Consider the following 18,349-nt stretch of genomic DNA (forward strand, 5'->3'; position numbering starts at 1 on the left):
CTGGATTTGCAGTTTTCGAGTTTTTTAATCTTGTCAAGGATTTCTTGATTTTTCTTCTTCTTTTTATCCTTTTTTTTGTCCTTGTCCTTAACCTTATCTTTCTTGCTCACAGTACCTCTCAATTATAAAATCGAGGCAAATATAAAAGAATAAAAGTTATTTTTATATGTTCTAAATAAACTTTAACTTTTTTATTTTGGGTTAATAGCTATTGAACTTGTAACGGTTAATTGCTGAATATCACGGTCAAACAAGTAAAGACCGCCTTTGTCGTCTCCAATTAAATTAATTTTATCTAAAATTGACTTAGCTGTAGCCTCTTCTTCGATTTGTTCCGATACGTACCATTGTAAGAAATTATGTGTAGCATAGTCTTTTTCTGAAAAGGTAATATGAACCAATTCATTAATAGACTCTGATACAAAAAGTTCATGGTTGTAAAGCGTCTCAAACATTTCCTTAAAAGTCGAATAACTTGTCTTTGGCTCTTTAAGATCTGTAATTTGTGCATGTCCGCCACGTTCGTTTACATACTTTATCAGTTTAAGCATGTGCGCGCGTTCCTCATCTGATTGTGTGTACATAAATTGAGCAATTCCTTCTAATCCGTGTACCTCTGCCCAACAAGCCATTGAAAGGTAAGTTTGTGAAGACTCGGCTTCAATTCTGATCTGCTTGTTCAGTGCTGCTTCTATATTTTTTGATAACATAATCTTGATTTTTTTGTAAAGTTATATAATTTTAGGCAATTAAGAACCTGATTGCCTTTTGTAGGAATTAATTCAGATTCAGACTAAATACAATGAAATCAGCTTCTTCTAATTTAAATGGAGCTTATTTGTTTTTAATTCGGGTGCAATCAGTTCCATCTAAAGACTTCGTTTTGGTTTCAATTATAACCGTCTGTAAATTTAAGCATTTTATATTCTTTGGTATCCGTATCATAATAACCCAGAATGAAATAATCTTTAAACTTTATGATACTTTGAAACGAAACTTCATCATGTTTGTCTACAAATAAATTGATTTTATCGGCGGCAAGAGGCTGCTGTTGCTCTGTGGTATACCCCAATTTTTTATCCCAGATACTTTCAAAGTACACAGTCTTGCTTTGAATATCCGGATAAGAAAATCCATCAAAACTCTGATAGCTTGGTTTATTGATCCCTCCAAAAGTGATAAACAGATTCGTTTTGTTTTTAAAAACAGATAACCCGATGTCTAAAGTAGCCAGGTGTTGTAGAAATTTAGCGGTGTTTTTTAATTCTTTCGGACTATAGATGTCTCTTTGGATTAACAAAGGAGAATTTTTAAAACGTATTGTGTCATTTTTCGAAACAACAATGCTCTTTAATACTTGTTCGGACTCAAGGTCTTTTATATCAAACAAAAATTCATCTTCAGTTGTGTTAATTTGGTATAGTTTGTTCTCGTGATAAAAAGAGTTAGAGGATCTGGCCCATTTTTTAGCAGGAGGCTGCAGGAAATTCTTCTCTTTTATGTCCAGACTAGTCAAATTAATGTCGAACAATTGTGTGTTGGTAACATTCTGGTCCAAAGTCAGGATGAGACGCTGTGGCAATAAATACAATTTGGTTTTACTAACGGTTTTAAACAAAGGATTGTATTCACCGGATTCCATTTTTTCAATAGGGTTTTCGGTAAGAATCTGATTGAACGTTCTGGATTGTGTTTTTCGGTCTTTGAAGGTAAAAGGAGAAAAATCGAGTTCTCTTTCTTCCACAGTTCCATTCTTGAAGACGTATAGAATTAGTTTTGGCTCTGTTTTATGTTGCGTTAACAGATTAAATGCATTGTCTTTTTGATATTGGGTAACAATAGGCTGAATCTTTGCAGGAAAATTAAACTTCAAAGCCTTAACTGTTTTGTCTTCAAAGTAATATTTGACAATTATAATGTCTTTCAGTTCTTCTGAATACCAATACAAACTTGGATTTCCGTCTTCACCAAAACTGTAGCCAAGCAAAGACCTTTTTTCATAATAGGTCATTGCACCTGCAAATTGATCTCTTAGAAAAAGGGCGCTGTTGTACTTTAAAATCGTAAAATTTCCCTGTGATGCCACAAAGACAAATACTTCGTGTGTTACAGCGTTTTCAAAATTTAAGATCTGATCGTTTTCCCGTATCTTTTTTAATTCCAGCGAATAAGAAGCCAGTACAGTCTGACTCAATAGCATAGATTGGTACATTACAGCTAAAAACAGAATTATTTTTCTCATATTTTTTAGAATAGAATCAATTCAAAATCGCGGACTTTATTTTGTTTAGGAATTCATTAACTCCTGAAAAGAGTCAACAAACTGTCCCAGGTGTAAACCATCCATTAGACCGTGATGCACATAAACAGCCATCGAAATGGTTCTTTTTCCTGTTTCTGCCGTCATCATTTTCCCAAAAGAAACTTTAGGACAACTATCTGGATAGGTAAAACTGCGGGCATGGGTAAGCGAAGTGAAATTTAACCACGGTATTGCCGAAAAATGAATGACATTATCGTCTTTAAATTCACGGGTATAAATTCCAGTTGTATTTTGAACGCGTTTGACTTCTGCTAAAGCATTTTGCTCAAAAATTTTGAAATCAGGATGATACTCCATTAAAGAAAACCCAAAAGTCCCATCTTCGCGACCAATTGTTGCCGAAGCATCAATACGATCGTAAATGTAGATTTTGTCCTCTGAGATTCGATATCTAAAATTCTCAATTGCATTTACGGCTACTAATGTTTTATGCAGGTAATAAATGAAAAAAGAAGTATTCAGACTTTTGGCGGTTTGATAGGCTTTGGTACAATCAATCTCAACAGTCGCGCCAAAGAAGGGTTCTTCCATTTGTTTAAAATGGGCAAAATGTTCTTTTCTATTCCAATTCTCGAGGTCTAAAAGTGTTTTCATTACAATAAATTATTAAGCACTTCGGTTATTTTTTCGAAGGAGCTAAAATGTTGGTGTTCTACTTTATGATTGATTTTTTCGTGTTCCCAAGTCGTATGAAAAGGAATGTGTACGGCATAACCGCCAATTTCCAGTACAGGCAATACATCCGATTTTAGAGAGTTTCCAATCATCAGAAATTCATGGGATTGAATGTCCAAACGACCTAATAATTTCTCGTAATCAATTTGTTGTTTGTCTGACATTACTTCAATATGGTGAAAATAATGACCTAATCCCGAACGATGCAATTTGCTGTGCTGGTCTTTTAAATCTCCTTTTGTGGCTACTACCAATTTGTATTTGCCATGCAATGCCTCTAGTGTTTCTTCTATTCCGTCCAGAAGTTCAATGGGTTTCTCGAGTAATTCTTTCCCATATTGAATAATTTTCTGAATTACCTCAACCGGAATGGTATTGTTTGAAATGATCATCGCTGCTTCAATCATCGAAAGAATATAACCTTTGATTCCGTAACCGTATAAAGGTAAGTTTTGAATTTCTATTTTAAACAATTCCTGCGAAATACCTTGGTGTGAAAGATAATCTTCCATCAAAGCACAGAATTTATGTTCGGTTTCCTGAAAGTAAGGTTCATTAACAAACAAAGTATCATCGGCATCAAAGGCGATTACTTTTAAATTTGGAATTTTGTTTTTATGTAACATATAGGGAGGTGTTTTTTTTGTTTCAGGTTTTTTTTGTTTCAGGTTTTGCGGCCGACTAAAATGATTTTGAATACATCTGCTCGGTTAGCTATATCTGCGTGTTTTTTTGTTTCAGGTTTTTTTTGTTTCAGGTTTTGCCGCCGATTACAATGATTTTGAATACATCTGTTCGATCAGCTCGATCTGCGTGTTTTTTTGTTTCAGGTTTTGCCGCCGATTACAATGATTTTAAATACATCTGTTCGATCAGTTCAATCTGCGTGCTTTTTTTGCCACAGATTAAAATGATTCCAAAGATTTTCAAATAAATCTGCTTAATCGGCTAAATCTGCGTGCTAATTTTTTTGCCATGAATTCACGAATTATTTGTTCAAATCTGTTTGATTCGTTTCATTTGCCAGCTAATTTTTTTGCCACCGATTAAAATGATTTTAAAGATTTTCAAATAAATCTGCTTGATCAGCTAAATCTGCGTGCTATTTTTTTGCCACTGATTAAAGTGATTTTTTATAATTCAAATTCAAACAAAATCAGTGTTAACCTGCTTAATCAGTAAAATCGGTGTGTGAATTTCCCACCCCAAGTTCGCAAATAGTTTCAATTCAAATAAAAAAAAGAGTCCGCGTAAATCCGTTTAATCCGCAAAATCCGAGTGCAATTTTCAGACCGCAATTTCACAAATGTTACTTAGAAAAAACCTTTTTCAACGAAATGGTCTTATCATAAAACGTGATTCTGATTCCGAAAAGCAAAATGATTCCGCCAAAAACCATTTGTAAAGTTATTTGTTCTTCCAAAAACAACCAAGCTAATATCGAAGTAATTACAGCCTGACTCAATAAACTTAACGAAACCCTCGTTGCGCGCATGTGTTGTGTGGCGTAACTTATCGAAAGCCAGGCACACAATTGACAAATTACCGCCTGAAGCACCAATACAAACCAACCCATATCGGAGAATCCTGTAAAAGGTTGATCCAGCGAATAACAAAGAATTCCCAAATAAATGCTGGAGGCCAACAAGCTGATGGTCATAAAAGATAAAACATCAACATGAGAAAGCACATTTTTACTGACTAACAGATAAATCGAATAAAGGATTCCGGATAGCACCGCAAACAGAAAAGCCTGATCGAAGTTTAATTCCATGAAAAAACCAAAACCAACCAAAGTTATCATTCCGAATAAGGAGACAGCTGTTCCGATCCAGAAGTTTGTGGCGGGTTTTGTGTTCAAGAAGAAAAAAGAACCAATTCCAACCCAAAGAGGGGACAAGTTGGTTAGTAACGAAGCCTGTGTGGCACTTGAATCCTGAATGGCGATGTTCCAAACGGCAACATCCGAAGAGAATAAAACACCACAAAGTGCTGCCAAAAGAGTAAATCTTAAAGTTGGCATTTTAAAATTTTTACTCAAAAGCACATACGGTAAAAGCAAAATAACCGCAAAAAACATTCGGTAAAAAGCAGAAATTAATCCCGGTGCTAAACGTAATTTTACCAATATCGGGAAAATCGAAATACAAAGTATTCCGCCGATTAAAGCTAATCTTGGTTTTGTTATTTTCATTTGGAATGTCCTAAGCTTAGTAGCGCCGAAGCAAAGCTTAAATTATTGGAGTTAGGTTACTTTATTTGATTGTTGTTAATCTCAAAAAAATCAGGTAAACTTTCATAGAAATAACTCGGGTGATTTTATTTAAAGTAAGTCTTCCAATCAGTTCTGAGTGTGAAAGCGTGTTTAATAAATCTTCAATTTCGCTTAAGATTTTTAAACTATATGTTGAACTTTCATTTTGAATAACGTAATATTCGAGAATATTTTCTAATTGAAGTTTAGCTAAAGGGGACCAAATTATTTCTTTTTTAACCATTCCCGCATTTCTGAAATTACTTCATCATTCGTATGAAAATCACCTTTTTTAATTTCGTTTCGGCCATTTTCGATAGCATTATTTTGCTCAGATGACAATTCATAAAGAGCTTGCTCAGACGAATCAAATATAGTTTGAAGAGCATTGAGGAAATTCAAATCATTAGAATCTTTAATTCTTGAGATCAGGTTTTTTTTTATTTGTGCAGTCATGTCCATAACCTTTCTTTTATACTCAAATTTAAAGATTTATTTCTAAAATAGTTAGATTGGTTCCGATTATTTCTTAGAAGATCAAAATACAAAATATTCCAATGATTGGTGTTAATCTTGGTTTCATTTTGATTAGGTATTTACTTTTCGGATTTAAAGTTACTCTGAAAAACTAAAAATCTGATATTTTTTATTTTCCTTATTATAATTTCCTAAATACAAAGAGGTATTGAATTTGAAAAGAATCAGATCCTTATACAAGTCTTTACTGAAAATAGAGGTTCTTGTCGTAATTTCTTCGTTTTCTTCCAGAAACGCTCTTGCTTTTTCAAAGGCAGAAGTTTTAATTGTATCTTCCAGATGATTAAAATTAGCATCAAACAAACAAGTGGTGTAAACAACGTTTTTATCTTTATAAGAAATCAAATTTTCGAGGGTATAGCCTGGACTAATTGAAAAATACACACCAGAGGAGAAACCTCCTGCACCGATACCCATCCCTGCTCCATTTGGAGATGAATGAACGATATCCTGAGAACTTCCTATGACGGTATAGTATAAACCATTTAAACTATAACAGGATATACTTGGACGTGAGTTGTTGATTTTACGGATAAACTGTTTAGGTTTTTCAAGGACTCGTTTCTTGCTAAGACTACCTACTTCCTGAAAAACAGCGGTGTTTTTAAAGGAGATTTCCTCCTCGCGTAAGGTTTTATATTTGTTAATTATTGTACCCTCCAGATCACTAATTGTAAAAAGTAAAACGTCAGGATTTGTCTTTATCTGAAGAATTTTGTCATCGATTAAAAATGAATTTGACTTAAATAGAACAGATTCATATTCCCCTCGTGTTACGACCGGTTTTTTAATTGATTTTAAATTGGCTGTAAAATCATTTAAATTAATTCTTAAAATATCTGTAAAATGGGGATTGTTGTCTATTGTAAAAATAATTTCATCCTTTTTATAAGTGTACAGTTTAAATTGTTCTCTGCTCAATGCCAAAGAAGGCGGGCTGTCGTTACTGATGGTTTGTACAGAAAAATCCCAGGATTCTTCTGTCAGAACGGTGTGTAAATTTGCAGGAGCGGCTGATTTATTTTTAAATTCGAAGTTTGATAAATCGACAATTCGGGTGTTTAAAACGCCATTATCAAAGATGTAAAATTTTAAATTACCGGACTTTTTAAGAATTGTAATTAAATAGAAAACATTATTAATGGTTAATTCTTTAAAGACTTTCTCTTTGTCAAATTCTAATTCGAAAGTAGTTGCTCCTGTTTCTTTTTTAGTGAAATTAAAAAATTGAGAGATGATTTTTTTTCTGTCTTTAGAACCCCAGAAAAGTAAATAATTATCGTCTTTTTGACTGTAACCAAGTATGTCTGTATAGCTTTTTTCTAATCTTGGATGTGACAATGAATCATTAATAGTAAATGTACTATCAAGTTTAACAGAAGTAACTTTTTCGTTATCATTCAAAAACAACACGACTTCTTTTTTGGTTTCGTTTACGACTTGAAGATAATCTCTCTTTCGCTCTAGTTTTAAATTGAATTCTTTTACCAGATCTTGTGAAAAAGAGTTAACAGTATTGAAGAGCAGGCAAATAAATAATAATTTTTTAATCATGGGTTTAATCTGAATTTTTTGGCGAAGATCTTGCTTTTTAGTGAAATTTGAGGAGGTAGAAGAGGTGTTTTTTTGATAATTATTGAAGTCCTGAGATTGTGCCTTTAATAAATTTAAAAAGAGAACGGTTAAAAATAAAAATTCCCGATAAAATCGGGAATTATATTTCTAGTCTGCAAATTTTCTGATGATGTATTCTTTTGTTGTATTGTCGTAATATCCTAAATAATAATTGGAATCCATTTTAAACAAAGTTTGAGAAGAGACATCGGTAATGTCATCAAAAAATGTTCTGATTTTGTCAAATGCAAGTGGCTTGAGCTCCGTTTTGACATGATTGTTATCTTTGTCAAAGAGAGATTCTATTTTTACAACTTTTCGGTTGTTATACGAGTTAAAACTATCCATTGTAGGGTTGTAATAATATATTGTAGCTAGCGCAATGCCGCCAACAAGTCCAAATGCGCTAAAAGCCACTACTTCTGCTCCCGTATTTTTTTGTGCAGAGACACCTCCAAGTGTAATCAAAGTATTTTCACCAAGGTGATAACATGAAATTCCGGAATTTAGACTGTTTATTTTTCGGATAAACTGTGAACTGGTTTCTAAAATTCTTTTTCCTCCAAAATCACCACCTTCCTGATAGATCTCAGAGTTTTTAAAATCGATTGGGCTGCCTGCATCAACATGAAATTCTTTTAAATTATTTCCGTCTAAATCTTTTATAGTAAAGAAAAATGAATCTGATGAGCTTTTGATTTGATAGAGCTTATGGTCAAAATAGAATGAGTTTGAATTTAAGTCCGTACGGGGTATGATAAGAATGATTGGTTTGCCAATGACTTTTTCTGTTGCTGTAAAGTTTTTTAAATCTATGGTAATAAGTTGGGTATAATCTACATTAGCGTCAAGTGTAATTATCAATTGATTATTAGAAAAGTAACATTTTCTCTTTTTTGCACCATCAGTTATAGAAGTTGGGTTCTCGCTGATGATGTTTTGTAAAGAAAAAGGACTTTCAAACGGAAGTAAATTTTCCGCAAAAATCCCGTAGAGATTTGTTTTGGTATAATTGCTTTTATAAAAGCGAGAATTACTTAAGTCTATTATCCTTGTTTCATACTTACCTCCCTGGTCAAAAATGTGAAGCTTAAAAAGATTACTTTTTTTAATGACAGTTAAAATATAGAATTTATCTTCTGAACTAAATTTTTGTAAATGAATTTCGTCTTTAAAAGGCAAAGTATATTGGTGTATGACAATCTTGCGGGTTTGGAAATTATACAATTGTGAGAAAATCTGTTTGTAGTCATTAGAGGACCAATACAATCTAGCATTCATCTTGTTGGTATTGTAACCAATCATATTGTCATATAATTTTATGTTTGGTCTTTCGGCAGAAATACTATCGATAATCTGCATTTTTTCATTAAGAACAAGAGCCTTTACTTTTTGCTTATCACTAATGAATAAAGTGGTTTCTTTTTTTGTATTATTTACGATTTGAAAAACATCTCTGTTTCGTTTTAGTTCAATAGGAGTATAATTTACCAGATCTTGTGAAAAAGAGTTAATAGTATTGAGGAACAGGCAAATAAATAATAATTTTTTAATCATGGGTTTAATCTGAATTTTTTGGCGAAGATCTTGTTTTTTAATGAAATTTGAAGAGGTAGAAGAGGTGTTTTTTGATAATTATTGAAGTCCTGAGATTGTGCTTTTAATAAATTTAAAAAGAGAACGGTTAAAAATAAAAATTCCCGATTTTATCGGGAATTATATTTCTAGTCTACAAATTTTCTAATGATGTATTCTTTTGTTTTGGTATCGTAGTAACCAAAATAATAGGCATCTGTTTTAAATAGTGTCTGAGATGAAACATCATTGTCTTTGTCGAGAAAAGTTCTGATTTTATCAAATGCCAATGGTTGCAAATCTCCTTTCACGTGTTTTCCTTCTTTATCGAAAAGACCTTCCATTTTAACCACTTTTCGGTTAGAATAAGCGTTAAAACTCTCCATAGTAGGATTAAATGCGAAAGATCCGATTAAAGAACCAATAAACCCAAATTGGTTCATTACAGATTGTCCGCCTGATTGCTGGGATCCGGCAGAAACACCTCCGAAAGTTATTAAAGTAGTATCACCAAGGCGATAACACGCAAGAGCTGAATTTAGATTAGTTGTTTTTCTAATAAATTGAGAAGAAGTTTCGAGCGTTTTTTTGCCACCAAAGAATTCATTGCCTTCCTGAGAAATCTCTGAATTTTTAAACTCAATTGGTTTATCTTCCGTAGCAGTATATTGCTGTAGCAGATTGCCGTCTAAATCGTTTATAGTAAAATGAAGGATATCAGACGAAGATTTTGTCTGGTATATTTTATGGTCAAAATAGAAAGAATTTGAGTTGATGTAGATCGAAAATCCTGAACTGCTTATATCAGAAATAGGTGGCGATTTAATAATTTTTTCAACGGCAGAATATTTCTCCAGATCAATTACAATGACTTGTGTGAAATTTACATTCAGGTCAATTGTTATAACGAGTTGGTTTTTGCTAAAATAACACTTTCTCTTTTTCGAACTATCGTTTAACGAAACAGGGTTTTCAGTATTGATGTTCTGTAATGAAAAAGGGGCTTCGGCAGGTAGTAAATTTTGTTCCAACACACCATATAAGTCAGACTTTACATACTTGCTTTTGAAAAAATGAAATCCTTCTAGATCAATAACTTTTTCGATGTAATTGCCTTGTTTGTCAAAGATGTGAAGTTTTAGACTATTACTGTTTTTTAGTACAGTCAGAATATAAAAGTTGTCATTTTCGCTGAACTTTTGCAAAACTTTTTCGTTTTTTAATGCTAAAGTATATTCTTTGGTAGTGATTTTTCGGCTAGTGAAATCATACAACTGAGCAAAGATATTTTTATAGTCATCAGAAGACCAAAAGAGTCTCGTATTGTTGCTGCTTCTATTGTAGCCAATCATAAAGTCGTATTTTTTTGCATCAGGTTTTGCTGTAGAAATACTATCTGTGATTTGCATTTTTTCATTAAGCTGAATAGCTTTTACGTTTGTCTTGTCGCTAAGAAACAAAGTAACTTCTTTGGTATCATTGTTTACAGACGGAAAAATATTGAGATTCTTTTTTAAAGTAAGCGGAGTTGAACTCACGATGTCCTGAGAAAAAGAAGTCATACTGTTTAATGTCAAACAGATGAATAGTATTTTTTTGATCATGATATAGTTTTTTGCAAATATCTTGATTTTCTGATAAAAAAAGGGTTATGTTGAATGTTAATTGTTTGATCTACTGTTAAATATGCGAATCTGTTAAGTAAGTTTCATACGCTTTCTTGCGAAAATATCATTTTGAATAGCCTCCTGCTTTATCTAAATGTCATTAAGTTAAGGATTGCTTAAAAAAGTCTCACGCAGATTCTGCAGATTTTAGCAGGATGTAATAAAAAAAATCCGCAAAATCTGCAGAATCTGCGTGAAAAAGCTCTTAACTTAATGACATTGTGCTCTAGCTGGAGGAATATAGTTAAGATTAAACATTAAATGGCTTTAGCCAAAATATATCCAGCTTCTTTTGGCTAAAGCCAATTACTCATCTCTCAATCAATGTACCTCCAGCTAAAGCAGGAGGCTATTCAAATAGCAACAAATGGAAAAAGAATAATTAACTAGCAACGTTTGTGCAATCGAAAATAATAGGAACAAGAAACCCTCGCTTTAGATGTGCAAAAATACTCATATGAGTAGATTTCCCGTGTTTCCATAGGGTCATCATGGCGAGGGAGTGTTTATGTTAATTTTAAACGTAAGTTTAATGGTTATTTCCTGTAATTCTGTCATTTCGACGAAGGAGAAATCACACCAGAAATTCCACATAGAAAATCGCCAATCTTTGTCGAGTTACGTGTGTGATTTCTCCTTCGTCGAAATGACAAAACGAGGTTTTTTTTAATAAACTAAATTTTTACATCCAATTTTTTAGTTCTCCACAGTTTTTGAAATTGATCCTTTTTTTAGACAATTAATTATTGGTGTAAAAAATAAAACGCGCGAATCTATTGGTAGTTTCACGCGTTTTGTTTTAGTCGCTAGGCATTCATAATTTGATTACAAGCCTGCTCAATTTGTTGCTCCGAAAATGGTTCCAACGCTTTTGCTAACATGCGACTGGTTTTTAGACAGCCTTTCATCTTAGCTCTTAGCTCGAGGTTATTACCCATTTCGGTTTCCAGAATCATGTCGAAGATTTCGGCTAGGTATTCTGGTTGATCTTTAAATTCTCCTTCGAACCAAAGTTCTGAAAGGAAATTTGCTACGGATAGCATCACATCCTGATGCGATGTGTTTTGATTTTCTTTAGTCATAATCGAAAAATTTAAAACGTACGAAACCCTCGCTTTAGGTGTGACTAAATATCTCGAAAGATAGATTTAGGGCAGTTTCCTGCTCCCGCACCATGGCAAGGGTTCGCTTATGTTAACTTTTAATAAAAATTATTGAAAGTTTTGTAAGATATTTAGTCGATACAAAAGTATTAATAAATATCGATTTGACTGTTTAATAAGTAGGAAATTTCTTTAATTATTTATATCTGTAGAGGCCTAATTTACCGTTTCACCATTCGGAGCATCAGCATCCGGATTAATGAAAACCAATTTGCCTTCTGCATTTGTAGTCATTAGAATCATTCCCTGACTTTCTACACCACGTAAAGCTCTTGGTGCTAAATTGGCCAGAACAGAAACACGTTTTCCGATAATTTCTTCGGGAGTAAAGCTTTCTGCAATTCCTGAAACAATCGTACGAACGTCAATTCCAGTGTCTACTTTTAATACTAATAGTTTGTTTGCTTTTGGCATTTTTTCAGCTTCAAGGATCGTTCCTACACGAATGTCCATTTTAGCGAAATCTTCAAACTGAATTAAATCTTTTTGAGGTTCAGCCTTTTTGTTCTCAGCGATATTAGCTGTTTTGGTAGCTTCCAATTTGTCTATTTGTTTTTGTATTTCTTCGTCTTCGATTTTAGCGAAAAGCAATTCAGCTTCACCAATTTTATGTCCTGTTGGGAATAAATTCCAATCATTAAATTCCAAATTCCAATTTAGGTCTTTGATGTTTAGGATTTTAGAAAGTTTTGTAGCTGTAAAAGGTAAAAATGGTTCTGCCAAAATGCTTAGCGCTGCTGCGATTTGCAAGGCCACATACATTTGAGTTTTTACACGCTCCGGATTGTCTTTTATTACTTTCCAAGGCTCTTCGTCTGCCAGATATTTATTTCCTAAACGAGCCACATTCATTAATTCACCTAAAGCTTCACGGAATCTGTAACGCTCAACTGAGCTTGAAATCACGGCTGGGTAGGCTTTTAATTCTGCTAAAGTTGCTTCGTCAATTTCTGTAAATTCATTTGGCGTCGGAATAAATCCGTCGTAGTATTTGTTCGTTAAAACAACCACACGATTAATGAAGTTTCCGAAAATAGCAACTAATTCATTATTGTTTCTTGCCTGAAAATCCTTCCAGGTAAAATCATTATCCTTTGTTTCCGGAGCGTTAGAAGTCAATGCATAACGCAAAACGTCTTGTTTCTCTGGGAATTCTTCTAAATATTCGTGTAACCAAACCGCCCAGTTTTTAGAAGTCGAAAGTTTATTTCCTTCCAAATTCAAAAACTCATTTGCAGGTACATTGTCCGGTAAAATATAACTTCCTTCTGCTTTTAACATCGCAGGGAAAATGATACAATGAAAAACGATATTATCTTTTCCGATAAAGTGCACTAATTTTGTGTCTTCATCTTTCCAATACGGTTCCCAGTCTTTTCCTTCACGCGCCGCCCATTCTTTGGTCGACGAAATGTATCCGATAGGAGCATCAAACCAAACGTATAGTTTTTTGCCTTCAGCACCTTCAACCGGAACATCAATTCCCCAGTCTAAGTCACGCGTTACCGCACGAGGTTCTAATCCACCGTCTACCCAGGATTTAACCTGTCCGTAAACATTCGGTTTCCAGTCGTTTTTATGTCCAACCAAAATCCATTCCTGCAAGAATTCAGTATATCGGTCTAAAGGTAAAAACCAGTGTTTTGTTGATTTCAGAATCGGAGTTTCTCCTGTAATCGTTGATTTAGGGTTAATTAAATCGGTTGCATTTAGCGTAGAGCCACATTTTTCGCACTGATCGCCGTAGGCTTCTTCGTTGCCACATTTTGGGCACGTTCCAACTACAAAACGATCTGCCAAAAACTGATTGGCTTTTGCATCGTACAATTGTTCTGTAACTTCTTCAATAAAATCGCCTTTATCATACAACGTTCTAAAGAATTCCGAAGCGGTATCATGATGAATTTTAGCAGAAGTTCTGGAATAATTATCAAACGAAATTCCGAAATCAGCAAATGATTTTCTGATAATTCCGTCGTATTTATCAATAACTTCCTGCGGTGTAATTCCTTCTTTTTTTGCTTTCATCGAAATGGCAACACCATGTTCATCACTTCCGCAAATAAAAGCAACATCTTTTCCTTGTAAGCGTAAATATCTTGAATAAATATCTGCAGGCACGTAAACCCCCGCCAAATGCCCAATGTGAATAGGTCCGTTGGTATAAGGCAATGCAGCTGTAATAGTATATCTCTTTGGATTCTGTATCATAACTCAATTTTATTGGGTGCAAAAATAAGCAATAGAATCGAGATTTTAGTATGTCACTGAGATTCGGTATGAAAAGACAGAATTTTAGAGAGGAGATGTTTGGTGTTTTTTTAAGCGTTTTGAATTAATCTCGCAAAGTCGCGAAGTCGCAAAGTTTTTTTGGTTTTGTGTTTCTTTTAAAAAAGGGGGTGAAGTTTTGTCTTTTGAATTAATCTCGCAAAGTCGCGGAGTCGCAAAGTTTTTTTTGGTTTTGGGGTAAAGTTTGGAGTCTTTTTCTTTGCGTCTCTGCGACTTTGCGAGATTTTAGTTATCAGTGAGATTCGTTGTAAAAACATAGACCTTTGCAGAGAAGATGTTTTGTAAGTCTAAGCAAAGCCGAACAGTCAGGCTGAGCGAAGTCGAATTGTCAGGCTGAGCGAAGTCGAAGCCCCGATTCCTCTAAAGCTAACAAACCCCAAAATCCGTATATTTGTAAACGCAATTACTAAGAGTAGAAATCATGGCAAAAGGACCCGAAAAAAACACCAAAAACAAGGCTTTACATACCAAATTGCTGAATAGGAAAAAGGCTAAAATTCAGGAAGAAAAAAGAGAAAGAACCTTGCGGTTGAAAGAGCTGGTAGCAAAAATGAATCAGAAAAAGAAAGATGACGAGGCTAATAACCAATAAATTCTATTGTTTTTAAGTTGAAAAACGTTCGTTTAAATAGACTTAATTTAAACTAGCCCCTTTGAACTAAAAAACCTCCTGTTCTTGCAAATCCTTCGCAATATATTTTGCAATCTTTGTTGAAAAAACAAAGCAATTTTATGAGCAAGACTAAATTAATCATCAATAAAAATGGATCTATTAAGATAGAAGGTGATTTCGAAATAATGGACCCGGAAGGAACAGTATACGGATTACAAGGAAGAGCTGCATTAGGTCTTTGTCGTTGTGGATTATCAGCAAACAAACCTTTTTGTGACGGTGGACACCGTAATAATTTCGAACACGATTCAATTGCATTCGATTTGCCACCGATGAAAACGAATTAAGAATTTGATTTTTAGTTTATTTAAAATATAAAAAACCGCATTACTGATGCGGTTTTTTTATGTCTTTGTATTTTGAAAGAGCAATAAAAGCTGCTGATTTACATGGGATTCCAATCGATTATAAAAAGCTTGCATAATATTATAAATTGATTACTAATGGTTGTAAAGCATAAGTTTAATTAAAGTATTGGTTTTTTATTTGTTATGCGCCATTCTTTGTCGGGATGATTTGGCTGATTATAAGGATTATGAAGATTACTTTTATTCCCGCAATAATTGTTTCTTTGTAATTCGGGCGATTTGTTTTGGTGGCGAGACGATTGATACCACATTAAAAGGCAGACATTATTTTTTATATCAAGGAAAGGAATATTATCTTCGAATTATCGTTCATATTGTTTTATGTTTGAAGGTGATAAAAGTTCAAAACAACGTTTTTCATGCTGTTTTGGTTGCATTATTTATTGTTTGCGAACTTTCGTTTATTTTCAGATTATTTGATATGGACTAGAAGACCAATTTATTTGTAATAAGATATGGTACAAAAAAGAGTTAAAATATTATTTTTTATTCTTGTTTTTCTAAACAAAGGAATAGCTCAAAACAAGATAAATCTTTTTTCAGAAATCAACTACAATTCAATTCCCTCGGTAGCTTTAAAGGAATACAAATCGGTTCAGGATCGTGACAGCAGATTTCAGAATCCAAAGATTGCTTTAGGAGTCGGAATTTCAGGAGGTGGATCCAGAGCACAGTTTTTTAGTATGGGGGTGCTTTTGGGACTGGAAGAAATAGAAGAAAGCAATTCGCAGCGTAACTTTTTAAGTGAAATAGACTATTTTTCAACCGTTTCAGGAGGCTGTTATTCAGCCGGATATTATTTAACCATATTGAAAAATAAATTGCATCATGACAACTGTAGTTTTAATGAGTTTTATTTTTCTAAAGCAGACGCTTACAAATCAGATATAAATAAATCGGCCAATGTTTTCTCGCTTCTCAATAATAGCAGAAACGAAAAAGGGGAAAAAGTATCCATGTCACAGCGTTTAGATTTGGAGGTTTTGCAGTTTGACAGTTCTAATCCCGAAAACCCGGAGAAATTTAAAACTCAAATGCTTTTGTCTGATTTTTTCATTCCAAAAGAGAGCAAGCAGAATCCCGAGTTGCCAATGCTGGTTGCCAACGGAACGGCTTATAATAATGGGGAGCGTTTCCCGTTTATGCCGCATATTATTCGGGGTTTAAAAATAAATTCTTCACTGGCTCCCAATAAAGCGCCGATTTCACTTAATGAAAATAACATCAACGATGGTTATGACTTCCCGTTGACGTATGCCATTACAGCAAGTTCTGCCTTCCCGGGTGTGCTTCCCAAAACAAAATTCGGGATCAAAGGTCAGGACAAAATACTATGTGTGATAGATGGCGGGGCTTCCGATAACATGGGATATCAAACCTTAATAGAATTACTCCATGACGATGTCAAAGTAGAAGATAAGAACAAAAAAGCCCTTTTTATAGATTGTTTGGGACAGGGAAAGAAGGAGCCCTTTATAAATGATGTAAAAATCAGATTGATTTCGTTGTTAGAGACCGCTTCCTTATATACCGTTCAGACGCGATACATCACTTTTGAAAATGATGTTGAAAATGTGCTGGAAAAGTATAAAATACCAATTAGCAATTACCAGGTGATTGGTTTTACAACATTACGGGATTACTTATCAAATTTGAAGAAAGATCAGGATTATGAAGATTTGGTTACAGAATTAAAAAACACGGATGACACAGCCAGTAACTGGTTGAAACTACAAACGGATTTTAAAACGCAATTAGTGGCAAAGTTTGGGACTGATCGTTTTGCAAAAGACAAAAATGGCGAAGTAATTCTATCCAGTTTAGGAAAAGATATGTTTAAAGATTTTGGGGCGAGTGAAGTTTTAATGTTATATGAATATGCCTCCCATGTGGAAACAAAGTTGAAGACAAAAAACGAAGAAAAAGAGATGTTGTTATTGGCCGGACGTTTTGCGGTTTTTATAAAAACTAACGAATTAAAGGAATTACTGGTGGAACATAAAGGATTTTAGAAAGGACTAAAAAGCCGCATAGTAATGCGACTTTTTAGTAGAAATAAGTAGTTAGATGTACAGTTCGCCCCGCATTGTAATAACAGAAGAACCTCCAACCAAAATATCATTTTTGCGTTCCATAACCTCAATCAACGAAGCCTGGTTTAGTTTGACACCTTGCAGGATTTTATATTCTTTATTAGGTTCTGCATATCTGTTTTTTGTTAAAAAACCAATTAAAGGCCCAGCCGCAGTACCTGTAGCGGGATCTTCTTCAATTCCGATAATAGGATTAAAAAACCGTGCTTCAACAATATGATCCTCAGATGGATCGGAAACAGAGAAACAATAGAATCCCTCAAATTGATATTCTTTTGAGATTTCTATTAAAAGTTTACTGTCTGGAGTACACTCATTAAGTAATTTACTATTTCTCAACGGAACCATTGTGTGTGCAACCTCTGTCTCAACAACAGTCGGAACTAACATGTCGATTTCTAAGTCTTTTATTTTTAAACCAAGCGCAATAGCAATTTTATAAGTCGGTATCTGTTGTTTAATAACGGCAGATTTTTGGTGCATCTGCACAATAGGATAGTGTGTTTCAGGATCAAATTTTACCGTTATAGGTATCGAAGCATTTTTCATAATCACAAAACGATTGTGCTCTTCTTGTTCTTCAAATATGGGGATTTTTTTTAATAATGCACCACAAACTGCACCAAGCAGATTGTGTCCGGCACCGTCAATTTCAAAACCAATCGGCGTAAACGATCGTACATTCAGCGCTTTCTGTTCTGCAGAATAATAAACAAATGAAGTTTCAGAATAGCCAAATTCTTTCGCAATATTTTGATAGACTTCTAATTCTAAATTACCATCGGTAAAAACAACAGACAATGGATTGCCTTTATAACTTGTATTAGAGAATACATCTAAAACATAATATTCTAAAGCGATCTTTGCTCTCATTGATTTTCTTTTTAAATAGATTTTTGTTGATTTTATAAAATGCTACAAGTTAGCAATTGTTCTTATTGTCCATAAAAATAGTGTAAATAAGATAAAGTAAAGTAGTACTTTGTTTACTTTTTGGTTTTCAAACTTCATAACAAAAAATAAGAGGTTTGTAAAAGTGTCATTTCGAGCGAAGTCGAGAAATCGTACCTGAAATTCGACAAAGTAATAAGTAGTATTGATTGAGTAAGCTAAGGCTT

16 protein-coding genes are annotated in these 18,349 nt (G+C 33.8%); 3 read left to right on the forward strand and 13 right to left on the reverse strand.

All coding sequences use genetic code 11. From position 1 onward, the window contains the following. Positions 1-191: 191 nt before the first annotated feature. The 12 genes from ACHRV5_RS07620 to metG all read right to left on the reverse strand — a co-directional run bounded on the left by ACHRV5_RS07620 (position 192) and on the right by metG (position 14,019). Positions 192-710: a ferritin gene (locus tag ACHRV5_RS07620; RefSeq protein ID WP_047776987.1), complete on the reverse strand. Its 519-nt coding sequence runs from the start codon at positions 708-710 to the stop codon at positions 192-194. Between the two features lie 179 nt (positions 711-889). Then, the gene (locus tag ACHRV5_RS07625; protein ID WP_395426342.1) at positions 890-2,242 is read right to left on the reverse strand and encodes a hypothetical protein; all 1,353 of its coding nucleotides are present in this window, start codon (positions 2,240-2,242) and stop codon (positions 890-892) included. Positions 2,243-2,287: 45 nt separating this feature from the next. Continuing rightward, positions 2,288-2,917: a CatA-like O-acetyltransferase gene (locus ACHRV5_RS07630; protein ID WP_395426343.1), complete on the reverse strand. Its 630-nt coding sequence runs from the start codon at positions 2,915-2,917 to the stop codon at positions 2,288-2,290. Continuing rightward, a complete protein-coding gene (locus tag ACHRV5_RS07635) occupies positions 2,917-3,624 on the reverse strand; it encodes an HAD family hydrolase (RefSeq protein ID WP_047776990.1) in 708 nt (235 codons plus the stop codon). The genes ACHRV5_RS07630 and ACHRV5_RS07635 overlap by 1 nt, the downstream gene beginning before the upstream one ends. Positions 3,625-4,307: 683 nt before the next feature. Then, a complete protein-coding gene (locus ACHRV5_RS07640; protein ID WP_395426344.1) occupies positions 4,308-5,192 on the reverse strand; it encodes a DMT family transporter in 885 nt (294 codons plus the stop codon). A 61-nt stretch (positions 5,193-5,253) separates the two neighbouring features. Next, on the reverse strand, positions 5,254-5,496 hold the full coding sequence (locus ACHRV5_RS07645) for a type II toxin-antitoxin system RelE/ParE family toxin (RefSeq protein WP_395426345.1): 243 nt from the start codon (positions 5,494-5,496) through the stop codon (positions 5,254-5,256). Next, complete coding sequence (locus ACHRV5_RS07650; protein WP_395426346.1) at positions 5,478-5,714, reverse strand: hypothetical protein; 237 nt, start codon at positions 5,712-5,714, stop codon at positions 5,478-5,480. Before ACHRV5_RS07650 ends, ACHRV5_RS07645 begins: the two co-directional genes overlap by 19 nt. 153 nt (positions 5,715-5,867) lie before the next feature. Beyond that, positions 5,868-7,343, reverse strand: coding sequence for a hypothetical protein (locus tag ACHRV5_RS07655; protein WP_395426347.1), 1,476 nt, complete (start codon positions 7,341-7,343; stop codon positions 5,868-5,870). A gap of 168 nt (positions 7,344-7,511) precedes the next feature. Beyond that, complete coding sequence (locus ACHRV5_RS07660; protein ID WP_395426348.1) at positions 7,512-8,960, reverse strand: hypothetical protein; 1,449 nt, start codon at positions 8,958-8,960, stop codon at positions 7,512-7,514. Between the two features lie 167 nt (positions 8,961-9,127). Next, positions 9,128-10,582 (reverse strand): hypothetical protein, encoded by a 1,455-nt coding sequence (locus tag ACHRV5_RS07665; RefSeq protein WP_395426349.1) that lies wholly within the window; start codon positions 10,580-10,582, stop codon positions 9,128-9,130. An 869-nt stretch (positions 10,583-11,451) separates the two neighbouring features. Next, positions 11,452-11,727 (reverse strand): hypothetical protein, encoded by a 276-nt coding sequence (locus tag ACHRV5_RS07670; RefSeq protein WP_230003903.1) that lies wholly within the window; start codon positions 11,725-11,727, stop codon positions 11,452-11,454. 237 nt (positions 11,728-11,964) lie between these two features. Beyond that, positions 11,965-14,019, reverse strand: coding sequence for a methionine--tRNA ligase (gene metG, locus ACHRV5_RS07675; RefSeq protein ID WP_047777003.1), 2,055 nt, complete (start codon positions 14,017-14,019; stop codon positions 11,965-11,967). 499 nt (positions 14,020-14,518) lie between these two features. Between metG and ACHRV5_RS07680 the strand changes: the two genes are divergently transcribed. The 3 genes from ACHRV5_RS07680 (at position 14,519) to ACHRV5_RS07690 (ending at position 17,150) form a co-directional block, all read left to right on the forward strand. After that, positions 14,519-14,689 carry a hypothetical protein gene (locus ACHRV5_RS07680; protein ID WP_395426350.1) on the forward strand — a complete coding sequence of 57 codons (171 nt, stop codon included), beginning with the start codon at positions 14,519-14,521 and terminating at the stop codon, positions 14,687-14,689. Positions 14,690-14,829: 140 nt separating this feature from the next. Continuing rightward, positions 14,830-15,057, forward strand: a complete 228-nt coding sequence (locus ACHRV5_RS07685) for a CDGSH iron-sulfur domain-containing protein (RefSeq protein WP_047777006.1) — start codon at positions 14,830-14,832, stop codon at positions 15,055-15,057. 536 nt (positions 15,058-15,593) lie between these two features. Next, positions 15,594-17,150 (forward strand): patatin-like phospholipase family protein, encoded by a 1,557-nt coding sequence (locus ACHRV5_RS07690; protein WP_395426351.1) that lies wholly within the window; start codon positions 15,594-15,596, stop codon positions 17,148-17,150. A gap of 51 nt (positions 17,151-17,201) precedes the next feature. On the opposite strand, the gene ACHRV5_RS07695 is transcribed toward ACHRV5_RS07690, so the two are convergent. Further along, on the reverse strand, positions 17,202-18,104 hold the full coding sequence (locus tag ACHRV5_RS07695; protein ID WP_395426352.1) for a PhzF family phenazine biosynthesis protein: 903 nt from the start codon (positions 18,102-18,104) through the stop codon (positions 17,202-17,204). Between the last annotated feature and the right edge of the window lie 245 nt (positions 18,105-18,349).

It is taken from the genome of Flavobacterium sp. FlaQc-52, assembly GCF_044007495.1.
Lineage (GTDB): Bacteria > Bacteroidota > Bacteroidia > Flavobacteriales > Flavobacteriaceae > Flavobacterium > Flavobacterium cupriresistens.